Here is a 13906-nt window from a genome sequence, read left to right as displayed (position 1 = left end):
TTTAGGAAAATATATTATGGAGTTAACTACATTAGAATCAATTTTATCATTAAAAGAATCTTCACAGGTTGAATATAAAAAAGCTAAAAATGAGTTTCCAAAAGATGCTTGGAAATCATATTCTGCCTTTGCTAATACTGCCGGTGGCTATTTAATATTAGGTATTTCCGAAGACGAACACAAAAATCCTATTTTAACGGGAGTAAAAGATGCAGAAAAAATAATAAGTGATTTCTGCTCAACACTAGCCGATCGGTCTAAAATTAGTCTAAACATTATAGATAATAATGATATAAATACAAGAATTATTGAAGACAAAACTATAATTATTATACATATCAAAGAAGCCTCAATTACAGATAAACCTATTTATCTCAACAATAATATTGCTCACACTTATATCAGATTACATTCGCAAGATCATCTAGTAGACAAACAACAGTTGAGTGCAATATTAAGGAACCAATCTAGCCAATTAGATTATGAATTACTTCCTAATTACGATTTATCTGACTTAGATATAGATAGCATTAATAGTTATAAAGTCATGCTTTCTAAAAGGTATCCTAGCTTAAACTATTCAGAAATGGACAATCAAAATTTTTTAGAAAGCATTGGTGTATTTCGTAAAAATAGAAATACCAATACAATGAACTTAACCATTGCTGGGTTATTATTTTTCGGTAAATACAATGCTATCCTTGACCGCTTTCCTCATTATCATGTAGATTTTTTTGATAAACGTGGAAATTCTCAAAGATGGAGTTATAGAATAGAGGCAGGGAACCTAGATTTCCCTGATTTAAATTTATTTAATTATTATCGTTTAGTAAGTGAAAAGCTTTTATTATCCATAGACAGAGACTTTGAACTTGATGAATACACGATTAGAAAAAACCCAACAGACCTTACAATTGCTTTACGCGAAGCATTTGTTAATATGATAATCCATGCTGACTATTTTTTAAATACATCAGCTTTAATTACTGAAATTCATGAACCATATTATATTTTTATCAATCCTGGAATTATGAAAATCCCAGTAGAAGAGTTTTTTACTGGAGGTGCTAGATCTTTAGTTAGAAATCCACTACTTGTAAATTTGTTTACTAGAATGGGAGCATCAGAGCATGCGGGTAGCGGAAGTAAGAAAATAATTGACGTCGTAGTAAAAAACAGATTTAAGGCTCCTGAATTAGAAAGTAACTTAGAAAAAACCTACTTAAAGCTATGGATAGCAGAACCTATGCTAGATACCTCTAACCTAAAGGAGGATGAAAAAAGGGTATATATATTTATCTGTAATCCACCAGATGCCAACAAATCAACTATCAAATTTACAAAAAAAGAAATTGCTAATGCACATCCCGATATAAGTTCCGCTCGTTTAACAAGAATACTTAACAAATTAGCTGAGCAAAATTTAATTTTAAAAATGGGAGCAAATAAAAATAGAACTTATGTTAAACCAATTTCCTCAATAGAAATGATTCATCACTTAGGTGAGACTTATGATATTATAAAACACATATTTTATAAAGATAAATCCGATTCATAAAATTAAAAGCGTCCGTAAACAGGTGATTTGCTTACGTGCTAAAGCCTGGAGCGAAAGCTAGTCCAAAATAACAATAGCAAAAAGGACCTACAGTAATCTGTAGGTCCTTATATATTTTGGTGCGGTTGGAGGGACTTGAACCCTCACGAGCGTACGCTCACCACCCCCTCAAGATGGCGTGTCTGCCATTCCACCACAACCGCATGGAATACAAATGGTGCCTCAGGACAGAATCGAACTGTCGACACACGGATTTTCAGTCCGTTGCTCTACCAACTGAGCTACCGAGGCACGTTTTTTTGTAAAAAAAAATGGCGACCCCGATCAGATTTGAACTGACGATCTTCGCCGTGACAGGGCGACATGTTAACCGCTACACCACGGGGCCGCGTATCAACTCTCGTTGACTACTCGTATATATTAACATGAGGTAACCTACTAATGCAAGTACTTTTTTCTAATTTTTTGATGAATTTTTCCAAAATATATGAAATTAGGAACTATCTATTAAAAATCTCAAATATTAGCCATTTATATTTAGTATGCTTGAATATACTACAAATTATACCTATAATTGCAGCAATCAAAATGCCTGTAAAGCAGATATTTTTTCTGATTTATGACTATCTTAAAAACCAGCTTAAGGATAATAATAAAATTGGCACCTAAATTTCTTTAACGAAAACTAGGTACCAATTTCAACATAATTATATAAAATTATTTATTATGGTATTTTTACAAGTATGATACAAATTATAAATGATCCCAAGGGCCATCACGCAAGTCTTGTTCCCAATAATACTCAACCTTCATATCACCACGTTTAACCTTATCGAATACCTTAGAACGTGCAGTGCTCATCACATTTTCACTATGCTTACCACCGAAGTACGCATATCGAGACTTACCTAAAGTATACATAACAGATACATACGGTTCTACAGAACTAATATTACTTTTACCAATTCCTAGATCTACAGAAATATGAGGCGTCACATTCATTTTAGCGCCTACCTTTAATCCATGTATAGATTGCCACTTATGTTGGTCAATATAGTACATCTCTTCTGAATGTTCTCCTGGCGCTTTTGTTTTCCAATGATATCCTTCCACATAACTAGATAGCCAACGGGCATTCTTATAATCTCGTGTATACCGTATATCAAAGCCATCCAATACATGTTCATAAGAATATCGGGGTGTTCTATGAATACCATCAGGTGGTGAACTTAAGCTATCATGAAAATCTATTGCCCGTGGTACTTGACGCAAAGGTGTGTTAATGTCATAAGGCCCCACCTTTTTTTCTGATAGTCCATGGTATACATTGACACTAATCGTATTTAGACCAGCTACATATTCTAATCCTGTACTAACACGAGAAAATTTATCCTTAAATGCATAGTCATAGAATACATTGGCACCGACGTAGGCATGCTCATGTGTACTAAGACGGCGATAGCCAATACCAGCAGTACCTACAACACCAAGTGTATCATGTTCTACTACTTCACCTTTATCAATATAGGTACCTTGACCGTCAATTCTTCCAAAATCTGAATCCGAACCATTCCAATATGTAGTAGTGGAAACTTTTTCGCCACCATTACCATCTAATCGTCCTTGTACAAACACCATGGATTTGCCATCTTTACCATATTGTTTTATGGGTTGTAACGTCTCTATAAAATACTGTGTATTCACTTTCTGCTTAGAGTTATGATTACGATAATGGAATCGTGTATCATAGCTTAGATTATTATCAGTCATTTGTTTATTAGGCATTGCATAATCATGATAGGAATCTTCCTGGCTTCCTTTAAAACCAATACCAATATCAGTGCGATCCATCCAGCTTGATTGAACTTTTTCTCCATTATCTTTATCTGCTGCTAATGCGCATGTAGCAAAACTACATGTCAATGCTGTACATACTAAAGATTTGATAATACCCTTTTTACTAACCATAGTCTCCCCTTCTTTATATGAAATTTTCATGAAAGATACTTTTATTATATATTCTTTAGTTAGGTAAAGCAATAATATGTCTTATCCACTTTATAGCATATATATTCTCTACAGTTTATTAGTACATATATTTGAAAGTTCTACTGTTTTAAGTATTACTAATTAATAATTATAGTGAATCATCTTTGACTATGATAAAATAAATATATATTATATAAATAATAAGAATGTAATATAAAATACTTTGGAGCAATACAATGAAATCAAAATCTCTTATAACTATCTTAATTATTGCTATTGTAGGTGCGTTAGCAGCAGCATGGTATTTCATGTGCTACACTCCCCACACACCAGCCTATACGCTAAAAATCATTCATCAAGCAGTACAAGATAAAGATGCCGATGAAGCTTTACGCCACATAGATACAAAATCTATTGTAAAAAATATCTTAGAACGGGAAGGCAACAAATATATAGATACATCCAATCCATTTGGTAAAGCTACTATTGCAGCAGCTAAAACATTTGGTCCATCTTTAATTGAAGATGTGATGCGAAAATATATCGAAGATCCAGATAGCTTTAAATCTCAGCCATCTTCAACAGATTCTACTAATACGGCTCAAAACGATGACAATATGTCCATGGTCGACCGTCTTGTAGATGGGCGTCTCTTCAAGGAGCATGATGTAGAGGTAAAAAACATCAAATCTGAAGACGATGGAGATACAGCTACCGTAACAGTAACAATCCAAAATAACAAAAAGAATATGACAAAGGATATACGCGTTTTGATGCGTCATTTAGGCGATGGCACATGGGTTATTTATGATATTCCAGATATAGAAGACTTATATACAGTAACTCGTAAATAGCTAGTAAAAAGTAATAAACCATAAGCAATTATTAACTTATACGGAATCTAAAAAGGACAGTAGATACTAACATAGTATTTACTGTCCTTTTATCATTATCTATTACGTATTACGCACTAGTTATTAGTTATTAGTTATTTATTATTATCTATTACCGATCAAAGTCCACAATGGCTAATGTTACGGTCACTTGTGAGATAAGTCGTTCTGCATCGTCCTTCATGTCAAAGCGCCATACATGTGAAGTTTTTCCTTTCACCAATAGTGTACCATAGGCTGTTAAAGAGCCTTCACCTCTTACAGGGCGCAAGTGGTTAGCTGTAATAGATTGACCTACGCCAAATTTATCAGCACCAATGAGTTCGTTACTCATCATACCCGCTGCAATTTCTGCAAAGGCTAGGGTCGCCCCTCCATTTAAATAACCTTGCGGTTGCTTGTGAAAGTCGCCTAAGTTCATTTTTGCCACACATGTGGTTTCACTTGTCATATGAGGCTTTTCAATTTGTAAAGATTCAATCAAATTCATAGTGTTCGTTTCTCCACGCAATACGCTTCTAATCTATCATCAAAAACAGTTACACCCAGCCCATCACCATCAGGCACATGCATAACACCATCTTTAAATGTTAAATCAGGATAGATCAAGTCACGTTCAAAGTATCTGTTAGAATCCGATAGGTCTCCTGCCATATAGGAATCACCTAGTGCAGCGAGTTGAGCATGGAGCATTTTAGAAACTCCAGACTCCACCATGCTACCAATCCAATACGGAATATGACTTTCTCTACAAAGATTAATAGCTGCCTTTGTTGGCACAAGACCGCCCATGCGCCCTACTTTTATATTAAGTACATCAATTAGACCATATTCAATAGCATAGGATAAATCATCATAGCCTAATATAGATTCATCTAAACAGATAGGCGTTTCAATGTTCCAGTCATCGTTGTTAAGACACTCCCACTTCCATTCCTTATAGGATTGCAGCGTCGTCATAGCAAAAGGCTCTTCTACACAAGCTAGCTTCAAATCGTTAAATTGACGAACCTTGTCGATATCATCATACGAATAGCTTTGGTTCGCGTCAGCAGCTAAAACTAAGTTTGGATACTGCTTACGGATGATAGATACTCGTTCATAGCCATCTGTAGGGTTCACCTTTAACTTAATACGCTTACAACCATTTGCCACATGAGCTTCTACGGTATCTAACAATTGTTCCATTGGTACATCACCGATGACAACGCCACTTTCAATTGTATCTTGTAAGGGCTGTCCCATAATATAGGAAACGGAATTTACACCCAGTCTCTCACAGTGAAGATTAATAAGGGCATTTTCTACAGCAGCAATGGTCATTGGCATATGATCTCGATTCAGCCAGAACTGCAACTGCCGTACATAGGTCATAAGAGGTTTAGGCCGCATCAAACGAAGATTAAAAATATAATCATCCACCAACTTCTTCCAACATGTATCTACGGTTTCTGCCGTATAGAATGGATCTGTGAAAGCCACGCACTCCCCATAACCTACATAACCTTGTTGATCCTCGATGCAGATAACAATGGTCTCCCGTTCTTTTACCTCGCCCTTAGCAGTCTTAAAATTAAACTTCATCGGTAGTTTAAGGCGATATGTAGTTATACTTTTAAAATTTAATATATCATTCATAAGCGCCTCAATCTTCTAAACGCAGTTCATTACGCACAATTTTACCTGTGCCATTACGAGGCAATGCAGGTAAAATTCTTACATATTTAGGGATTTTGTACTTTGCTAAGGAAGAAGTCATAAAGGATAAAATCTCATCAGCCGTCATACTTTCACCATCATGAAAGGCTACAAATAGCGCTGGTACCTGTCCCCATTTAGGATCAGATACAGGTACTACAGCACACTCCTTCACCGCTGGTAATGTATAGACTAGGTCCTCTAGCTCCTTAGGATAAATATTTTCACCACCAGAGATAATAAGATCTTTGCGGCGATTCAGAATATATACAAAGCCATCTTCATCGACATAGCCAATATCATCTGTATTAAGGTCACCGTTGATAGGTTCCTTGTCGATATATCCAGTCATAACCATAGGGCCCGTCAAATGGATTTCACCGACGCCGTCCGCATCAGGGTTATCGATGCGAACCTGCATTCCAGGTAATGGTTTACCTACAGAATCCCGTTTATGAGGGTAGTCTAATACGGAGAAGGTCACACTTTGACTAAAGGTTTCAGTCATGCCATAGGTCTTATAAATTGGTAACAATTTCTTTTCGCAAGCATCGATTAAGGCCATTGGGATAAACTCGCCACCCAGCAAAATAACACGTAATGTATGATGTGTAATCTTCGGTTCTAATTGGGTCAAAATTGTGGGCACGAGAGACATCATATTGATTTTCTCGGTTTCAATGAGTTCTAAAACCTTTGCCTCATCGTATTTAGGCAACATAGTGATAGCCGTTCCATTATAAAGTGATCGCATCAAAATAGATAATCCACTGACATGAAACAAGGGCAATACCATAAGCCAATTATCTTGTTCAGTTTTACCTAACACCTCTTGAGATGCTTGTACATGAGCTCTAATTTGCCCCCATCGAAGTGGTACTGATTTAAACTGACCTGTTGTAGCGCTAGTGTTCATAATGGCCGCAATATCTGCATCATCAAAGTTCCAATCAAAAATGTCCTCTAAATTCAGATTAGACAGAATGGATTCTAGCGGTTCAAACTCAATGGCACGTAGTGAACTAGGCAGTTGATTATATCGTTCTTTACTATGTAATACGGTAGTGATACCTAATTGTTTCAATTGGTTCTCTATCTCGTTGGGCTTAAGATGTACATTTAGAAGTAATACCTCTTTATGTGCTAGCATAGCTGCCAGTACATAGATTGCCATAGTAACAGAGTTGTCCGATAAAATAGCCACACGGGAGCTTTCAAGAGGTATCAATTCACTAGCCACATGAAGCACACCACCATATATATCGTTATAGGTATATTCATTTATACATATGCGATTAGGATAGTGATGTGCACCATACCGTAACCATTCCATCGTCTCACCTCGTATCCAAAGATAATGCCATATGATTAATAATTAACAACTAAAGATATTATAAGAAAGGCGCCTCATATTGAGGCGCACTTGTCATTTTTACAATACATTCCATCCCTAGTACTAGACTAGTACATCTATTCCGATTAAGGGAATTTAGGGAATTGTTTGAAGTTCGGTTTACGTTTTTCTTTAAATGCATCACGACCTTCTTTTGCTTCATCGATTGTGTAGTACATCAATGTTGCATCACCTGCAAATTGTTGTAAACCTGCAAGACCGTCTGTATCGGCGTTGAAGGCACCTTTCAACATGCGCAATGCCATTGGGGACAATTCAAGAATTTCGTTACACCATTGAACTGTTTCCTCTTCCAATTTGTCGAATGGTACAACACAGTTAACCATACCCATTTCATAAGCTTGAGCAGCTGTGTATTGACGGCAAAGGAACCATACTTCACGAGCGCGTTTATGGCCGATCATGCGAGCCAAGTAACCTGCACCGTAACCAGCGTCAAAGGAGCCTACACGAGGACCTGTTTGACCAAATTTAGCATTTTCAGACGCGATAGTAAGGTCACACACGATGTGCAATACATGGCCGCCACCGATAGCAAAGCCATTAACCATAGCGATGACAGGTTTTGGGATAACACGAATCAAACGTTGCAAGTCAAGAACGTTCAAGCGAGGTACATTATCTTCGCCTACATAGCCACCATGACCGCGTACGCTTTGGTCACCACCGGAGCAGAATGCTTCTTTATCTTCACCTTGACCGTGGTTTGCACCAGTCAATACGATTACGCCTACTTCGTTATCTTCACGAGCTACTGTGAAAGCATCGATTAACTCCATAACAGTTTTAGGACGGAACGCGTTACGTACCTGTGGGCGATTAATAGTAATCTTTGCAATGCCATTATATGTTTCGTAAATTACATCTTCATAATTACGATCCAATACTTTCCAATCAAATTTGCTCATGGACTTAACCTTTCTTGTGTAAAAAATCTAATACCGCTTGTTCAAAGGCCTGCGGTTTTTCTATATGTACATTATGTCCCGCCCCTTCGACGATGACATGTTTAAAGTTTGGCAACTTGCCAAATACATCTCTTCCTATTGTAGTATATTTTGTATCTAATGCGCCACTCACATACAGGCCTTTACATGATAATTTATCTAACTGATCACCTATATATGTCATGACACCTTGGCCGGACCCACGAAGGGTACATGCTAATGCGTATGGACTATTATGGGACCGACGTAAATAAATTAATTCAGACACTGCTGGTAAAAGCTGCTTTTGACTTTCAAAAATAGGCGCCTCCGCCCAACGTGAAGCAAACCAAGAACCATCGTTATGTTCGATATGGTGCGCTAATTCCTCATCGGCCTTACGTCGTTCTGCTCGCTCAGATTCTGAAGCAATCCCCACAGAGCCACTTTCAAGGATAAGCCCTTGAATTTCACTGTCATATTGTAACGCATAGGAAAGCGCTATACGGGCCCCCATGGAATAGCCCATGAGATAATACCTGTCACCCACCATGTGATAGATAACGGTATGCAAATCCTCTATCATTTTAGGGGTTGTATAGGCCTCATCCTCTTCAGGGATATCAGAATCTCCATGACCAATCAAATCGATACGGATTAAACGATAGCCTGGTAAGTTAATGGAATCCCAAGTATAACTAGATTCTGAAAAGCCATGAAAACACACGATAGGCTCCCCATCGCCTACCACAGTTAAACCATAGCGATAGTCGCCCAAATCAAAATACATGCGCTGCGCGGGATTGCATAAAGCATTATCTACAATACTGCAAAAATACTGACTCATAGTAATGCCTCCATATCAACTGAAACCTTCGTATATTTCTTATGCAATTCTCTGCTATATTCCCTATTTGTAGGAATTTCAATGATATGAACGCCTGTTTCTTGACTAACATTAGCCAATACAGAACTCAACTCATCGGGGCTGGAGATTTTAGTATAGCCACAACCATAGAGTTTTGCAGCCCCACTGTAATCTAAACCTTGTGATGTAGAGAACAAGTAGTCAAAATGCTTTGTCCCCTTTTGAGGTAAATATTCAAAAATACCGCCGCCATCATTATTATGCAAAATAATAGTTAAGTTTAAATTATGGGTTTTCGCTACCGCCAAGCCATTCAAATCATGGAACAAGGATAAATCTCCTGTTACTAGATATGTAGGTTTACCATTGACGGCAAGTCCTAGAGCCGTTGAAATAGTACCATCAATACCATTGACACCTCGATTGCCGTAAAGAACCGCCTTAGATTCTCCACTGAACCAGAAGTAATCAAAATCGCGAATCGTCATACTATTGGCAACAAAAATTTGTCCATCTTCAGGAATGTGTTCTTGTATCTCGCGTATAGTTCGGCCTTCAAAGCAATGAGGCTCATCAATAGCTGTACTTAGTTGTTTTTTACCCTCTTGTTCTAATCGTTGCCATATGTTTAAGTACTCATCAGAGTTATTATTTTTGCCATACAAATGTGTAAATACATCAATGCTAGCTTGGATATGCATGGTAGTTTTATCTGTTGGATTCATAGAGTCCATGGTAGGATTTACCTCGATATACTCCACATCAGTCCAGCTAGCAATCATCTGTTGTACACGTTTCGATACAACAATTTGACCAAACTGAATTACACAATTTGGTTTTAACTCATTCCAAAGAGCTTGCCCTGCTAATAATGCATCATACGTAGAGATAACAACATTATTAGTATCAATCCCCTCTTTATTGCTTTGATTATCCGCCGAGTTATAACGTCGTCTTACATTAGACAATGGATCAGCCAAAATAGGGGCTTGTAAAGCCTCACCGAAGGAACGAATCGTTTCAGCCTCATCTATATCGATTTGTGGACCTGCTAGGATAAGGATACGCTCATATCTTTTAAGTAAATCATTAATCTCGTTTGTACCATCATTTCCATGAGCAATATCAATTGCATTATTAATATGAGTCAAATTATTTCTATTATCACAGCCAAACACACTACTATAGTTTGGTTTAACCACTTTAAAGGAACTGCGACCAGCTTCAAAATGATTACGACTCAATTCTGGCACCAATGGTTCAAAGAGAGGCACATTGATATGGACAGGTCCCTTTTTAGTGTCCATCGCTTTCATATAGGCCTTACGAGCCACTTGGCGAGGATATGTATAGTAATGAGATTCTTGAGGCACAGCTAATTCTTCAAAATAATTGACCGCAGTACCAAAGATTTTGTGCTGATCTACAGTCTGAGGAGCCCCTACATGCAATAGTGTATGAGGTCTATCAGCAGACAGTACAACGAGTGGAATCCCAGTATATTGAGCTTCTAAAATAGCTGGCAAATAATGGGCCACAGCCGAACCTGAGGTACAAACGAGTACAGTCGGTTCTTTATGAGCCTTTGCAATGCCAAGAGCCATAAAACTAGCAGAGCGCTCATCTATATTCATATAGGTTTCAAATCCTTCATGCTCCTTGAACAGCATGGCCATCGTCGTAGAACGAGAGCCAGGGCTAAACACGGCATGACGGACGCCGAGTTGGTAGAACTCGTCTACCAAGGCAGCAATATATTCATTCATTATATTCCCTTTCAAACACCCCTAAAGGTACGGAAACAATTATAAAGCATCCAAGATGGTGCGCATTTTATTATTAGTTTCAGCATATTCTTCATCCGCATTAGAATCGGCTACAACGCCACATCCTGCATAGGCATATAATACATTATCCATGATAAGAGCAGATCGAATAGCAACCACAACGATGCCGTCCCCCATATCTTTCATAAAGCCAAAAGGTGCTGCATACATACCACGCTCATGGGATTCATACTTTTGTAATAAGGCTAGTGCCTTTTCTCGAGGTTCACCACCAAGGGCTGGTGTAGGGTGTAACAATTTAGCCCATTCCACAAGAGATTTTGTACTATCCTTTGCGGTAATTATGGTTCGCAAATGATAGAGGTGAGATAACTCCATAATGCCTGTTTCCCCAACCATAACATGTGGAGTAATTTGTTTCATCGTATTCACGATACGATTGCGAACGATATTATGTTCTACAAGATTTTTCTTATTAGTTAGTAATTGTTCCTTAGTCCACGCATTAGGACCATCCTTTGGAGCAGTGCCCGCTAAGGCATAGCTTAATATTTCACTGCCACGATGGCGGACTAAAATTTCTGGCGATGCCCCTACAAAGGTACGCCCATCCTTTTCGTAGCCAAAGATAAAGCAATTTGGATTATTATCCACCAAATTAGCCAAGATACTTGCCACATTATATGGTGTATCACTAGTGAATTCTACCTCACGAGAGGAAACGACCTTAGTCATTTCACCGCTGCTAATACCTTTGGCAATAGCATTCATTAAACGGTTCCAATCCGCCTTATCATCACTAGTCTCCTTGTAATTATGGCGAATAAGGGGCACTTCAAAATCCTCGATAGGAACACTTTCACCAGCATGGAGATAGAAGGATTCTCCGTTTTCTACGATGTAGTAATGGGTGAAAGCAATCATTTCATGCCCCATACCAGACCATTTAGGGTCTTTTAGAGTATCAAAAAAAGTATCCCCATAAAATACATACGCGTAATTATGGCGGTCCTCATCATCTTTAACCGTCGCTAGACGTTTAGCGCCTACAACGATGCGGTCACTTTGGCGATCCACCCAAAACACGCGTTCTTCATTGGGGAAATTCATCCAAAATGATACCGGACTATTCAGTTTTAACGGTTCTTTGTTATATTTCATAGTTGTATGTCGCTATACGAAAAATAGACTATAGTAAAAACACCTAATATGTAGAAGATGTACTTCTACATATTAGGCGCCATCAATAGGTTTCAAAATTTTTGAGATGAGCCTAACGCCATCACACGTCGATGGGCCCTCTTTATATCTACATTATTATAACATAGGTAACCATTAAAAGGTAGAAAATAAAAACCTCTACATCACATGTAATATGCATGAGTGTAGAGGTTTTGCTCTGTTCAAAACGTTTTTTTGCTGTATTTAAAACGCTGTTACTGTATTTAAAACGCTGTTACTGTATTCAAAATACTTTTTCTTTATTTGAAAGCTTTCGCCCCAATATCTGTACGGTATTGCATACCCTCAAAATCAATGTGTTCTATACGGCCATAAGCTCTATCGAGCGCCGTTCTAAGGTCTTTACCAAGACCTACTACGCCAAGAACTCGGCCGCCATTTGTGACATATTCGTCTCCCATAAGTTTTGTACCAGAGTGGAATACGATGGTTGTATCATGTTGTTTAATATCACCATGAATCACATCACCCTTGGAGGATGTTTCAGGATATCCTTTAGAAGCAAGAATGACACAAGCTGCCGAGGAATCTTTCCATTTCACCATATCAGCTGTTAATGTGCCTGTGGCACAAGCCATCATAATTTGACCTAAATCACTATCAAGTAATGGCAATACAACTTGTGTTTCTGGATCGCCAAAGCGTGCATTAAATTCTACAACCTTAGGACCTTGAGGCGTAATCATAAGGCCTGCATAGAGACAACCTACATAAGGCATGCCCTCTTTTTGCATGGCCTCTACCATAGGTTCTAAGATTGTTTTCATCGCTTCATCTCGTAATGCATCAGTAAGAACTGGTGCAGGTGCATAGGTCCCCATACCGCCGGTATTAGGGCCTTTATCGCCATCAAAGATGCGTTTATGATCCTGGGAAGCAATCATGGGAACTACTGTTTTACCATCTACAAAGGCAAGTAAACTCGCCTCTTCACCTTCCATGAACTCTTCGATAACTACGGTACTACCGGCCTCTCCAAAACGGTTTCCACTGAGCATATCTTCTACAGCTGCATTTGCTTCGTCAATAGTCATAGCCACTACAACGCCCTTGCCAGCCGCTAAACCATCAGCTTTCACTACGATAGGAGCACCTGTTTGAGCGATAAATTCTTTTGCTTCATCCACCTTGTGGAATACACCATAGGCAGCAGTCGGTATGTTATATTTTTTCATAAGGTCTTTGGCAAATACCTTTGAGCCCTCTAGTTGAGCAGCTGCTTTAGATGGGCCAAATACAGGAATTCCAGCTGTATTGAGTGCATCTGCTAGTCCTGCTACAAGAGGAGCCTCTGGACCAACAACGACTAAATCAACGTGATTATCTTTCAAAAAACGAATTAAATGATCGCTTTGCTGCCAATCAATGCCGACTAGCTCTGCACAATCTGACATGGCCGCACTGCCAGGAATGGCATATACCTTTGTTACGCTAGGGCTGATGGACAATCGCCATGCTAATGCATGTTCGCGGCCGCCGTTACCGATTACACATACGTTCATAAGTCCTCCATCGACGCCTAAACGCCATC

Annotated in this window: 11 protein-coding genes and 3 tRNA genes; 2 read left to right on the top strand and 12 right to left on the bottom strand. The window is 38.4% G+C overall.

The window, feature by feature from the left end:
* Positions 1 to 16: 16 nt before the first annotated feature.
* Complete coding sequence (locus tag VRHSUH10_RS08410) at positions 17 to 1558, top strand: RNA-binding domain-containing protein (RefSeq protein ID WP_105090202.1); 1542 nt, start codon at positions 17 to 19, stop codon at positions 1556 to 1558.
* A gap of 117 nt (positions 1559 to 1675) precedes the next feature.
* Here VRHSUH10_RS08410 and VRHSUH10_RS08405 read toward each other — a convergent pair.
* The 4 genes from VRHSUH10_RS08405 to VRHSUH10_RS08385 form a co-directional block, all read right to left on the bottom strand.
* A tRNA-Leu gene (locus tag VRHSUH10_RS08405) sits at positions 1676 to 1761 on the bottom strand.
* A 12-nt stretch (positions 1762 to 1773) separates the two neighbouring features.
* Positions 1774 to 1849 (bottom strand) — tRNA-Phe (locus VRHSUH10_RS08400).
* Between the two features lie 21 nt (positions 1850 to 1870).
* Positions 1871 to 1946, bottom strand: a tRNA-Asp gene (locus VRHSUH10_RS08395).
* Positions 1947 to 2311: 365 nt separating this feature from the next.
* The gene (locus VRHSUH10_RS08385; RefSeq protein ID WP_233187107.1) at positions 2312 to 3526 is read right to left on the bottom strand and encodes an inverse autotransporter beta domain-containing protein; all 1215 of its coding nucleotides are present in this window, start codon (positions 3524 to 3526) and stop codon (positions 2312 to 2314) included.
* Between the two features lie 257 nt (positions 3527 to 3783).
* Between VRHSUH10_RS08385 and VRHSUH10_RS08380 the strand changes: the two genes are divergently transcribed.
* Positions 3784 to 4401 (top strand): hypothetical protein, encoded by a 618-nt coding sequence (locus tag VRHSUH10_RS08380; RefSeq protein ID WP_105090199.1) that lies wholly within the window; start codon positions 3784 to 3786, stop codon positions 4399 to 4401.
* Between the two features lie 151 nt (positions 4402 to 4552).
* On the opposite strand, the gene VRHSUH10_RS08375 is transcribed toward VRHSUH10_RS08380, so the two are convergent.
* The 8 genes from VRHSUH10_RS08375 to purD form a co-directional block, all read right to left on the bottom strand.
* Entirely contained in the window at positions 4553 to 4930 is a 378-nt protein-coding gene (locus tag VRHSUH10_RS08375) for a PaaI family thioesterase (RefSeq protein WP_105090198.1), read from the bottom strand.
* Positions 4927 to 6078: an o-succinylbenzoate synthase gene (gene menC, locus VRHSUH10_RS08370; RefSeq protein ID WP_105090197.1), complete on the bottom strand. Its 1152-nt coding sequence runs from the start codon at positions 6076 to 6078 to the stop codon at positions 4927 to 4929. The genes VRHSUH10_RS08375 and menC overlap by 4 nt, the downstream gene beginning before the upstream one ends.
* 7 nt (positions 6079 to 6085) lie before the next feature.
* Positions 6086 to 7471 (bottom strand): o-succinylbenzoate--CoA ligase, encoded by a 1386-nt coding sequence (gene menE, locus VRHSUH10_RS08365; RefSeq protein ID WP_105090196.1) that lies wholly within the window; start codon positions 7469 to 7471, stop codon positions 6086 to 6088.
* Positions 7472 to 7617: 146 nt separating this feature from the next.
* Positions 7618 to 8460, bottom strand: a complete 843-nt coding sequence (gene menB / locus VRHSUH10_RS08360) for a 1,4-dihydroxy-2-naphthoyl-CoA synthase (protein ID WP_005387880.1) — start codon at positions 8458 to 8460, stop codon at positions 7618 to 7620.
* A gap of 4 nt (positions 8461 to 8464) precedes the next feature.
* Positions 8465 to 9325, bottom strand: a complete 861-nt coding sequence (gene menH, locus VRHSUH10_RS08355; RefSeq protein ID WP_105090195.1) for a 2-succinyl-6-hydroxy-2,4-cyclohexadiene-1-carboxylate synthase — start codon at positions 9323 to 9325, stop codon at positions 8465 to 8467.
* Complete coding sequence (gene menD / locus VRHSUH10_RS08350; protein WP_105090194.1) at positions 9322 to 11112, bottom strand: 2-succinyl-5-enolpyruvyl-6-hydroxy-3-cyclohexene-1-carboxylic-acid synthase; 1791 nt, start codon at positions 11110 to 11112, stop codon at positions 9322 to 9324. Before menD ends, menH begins: the two co-directional genes overlap by 4 nt.
* Positions 11113 to 11151: 39 nt before the next feature.
* Positions 11152 to 12294, bottom strand: coding sequence for an isochorismate synthase (locus VRHSUH10_RS08345; protein WP_105090193.1), 1143 nt, complete (start codon positions 12292 to 12294; stop codon positions 11152 to 11154).
* 320 nt (positions 12295 to 12614) lie between these two features.
* On the bottom strand, positions 12615 to 13877 hold the full coding sequence (gene purD, locus VRHSUH10_RS08340; protein WP_105090192.1) for a phosphoribosylamine--glycine ligase: 1263 nt from the start codon (positions 13875 to 13877) through the stop codon (positions 12615 to 12617).
* Between the last annotated feature and the right edge of the window lie 29 nt (positions 13878 to 13906).

The sequence above is a fragment of the Veillonella sp. T11011-6 genome, from assembly GCF_002959755.1.
Taxonomy (GTDB): domain Bacteria; phylum Bacillota; class Negativicutes; order Veillonellales; family Veillonellaceae; genus Veillonella.
The sequence above is the reverse complement of the archived record's forward strand: the minus strand, read 5'-3'. Positions and strand labels throughout refer to the sequence as shown.